The organism is Azospirillum formosense (assembly GCF_013340925.1).
Lineage (GTDB): Bacteria > Pseudomonadota > Alphaproteobacteria > Azospirillales > Azospirillaceae > Azospirillum > Azospirillum formosense.
In genome coordinates, this window is the sequence record NZ_WHOR01000536.1 from 1 (window position 1) to 794 (window position 794).

The window sequence follows — 794 nt, forward strand, 5'->3', positions numbered from 1 at the left end:
CGCCCCGCCGCCGGCCGCCCCGCGCCGGTCCAACGGTGTGCAGCCGGCCACCCTCTCCGCGCCGGAAACCCCGGCGGAGACCCGCCCGACCAACGGTTTCGGGTTCCGCATCAACTTCGCCTTCAACTCCGCCGACATCCCGAAGGAGTTCTATTCCTACGTCGACGCGGTCGGTGGGCTGATGTCGCAGGACCCGCAGCTCCGCCTCGTCATCGAAGGGCACACCGACGCCGTGGGAAGCGAGCAGTACAACCTCGCCCTCTCCGAGCGCCGGGCCGTGTCGGTCGGCGAGTATCTGGTGCGCGTCCACCACATCGAGCCGCAGCGGATCGCCATCGCCGGCCTGGGCAAGAGCCAGCCGCTGACCCCCGACCCGACCGACAGCCGCAACCGGCGCGTCGAGTTCCGGCCCATCCAGTGATCGAGTGGGAAGGGAGGGCGCGCCATGGTCCGGAAACTCCTTCTCCTGGTGGCGATCGCGGCGCTCCCTTTCGTCGGGGGCGTCGCCGACGCGACGGTGGTCCGCAAGAAGAGCAGCGACGCGGGCGTGCAGCCCGGCGGCCTCGACGTCGGGGTCCCCAAGGGCCGCGTGCGCATCCAGTGCTGGCAGGATGGCGAGAAGATCATCGACGAGAGCGATCTGAACGTCCTGTCGCTCAGCGTCGCCAGCCAGTTGAACGCGTTGCGCTTCCGCCGGGCGGGCGAACCGGAGAACAGCCTGGCCATCGTGACGCGGAACCGGACGTCGTGCCTGTTGAGCCCGAAGGAATGAGTTGAGTGCCTTGCCCCCTCCC

The 794-nt window shown here is 69.6% G+C and carries 2 protein-coding genes; both read left to right on the forward strand.

Annotated elements, in window-relative coordinates; translation table 11 throughout:
* Positions 1-421, forward strand: a 421-nt coding sequence (locus GBZ26_RS29665; protein WP_174441837.1) for an OmpA family protein, incomplete at its 5' end; no start/stop codon positions are given.
* 24 nt (positions 422-445) lie between these two features.
* Positions 446-772 (forward strand): hypothetical protein, encoded by a 327-nt coding sequence (locus GBZ26_RS29670; protein ID WP_174441838.1) that lies wholly within the window; start codon positions 446-448, stop codon positions 770-772.
* Positions 773-794: the final 22 nt, after the last annotated feature.

Coding starts and splice junctions, on each gene's coding strand:
- GBZ26_RS29670 (WP_174441838.1), top strand. CDS start 446: ATGGTCCGGAAACTCCTTCTCCTGGTGGCGATCGCGGCGCTCCCTTTC.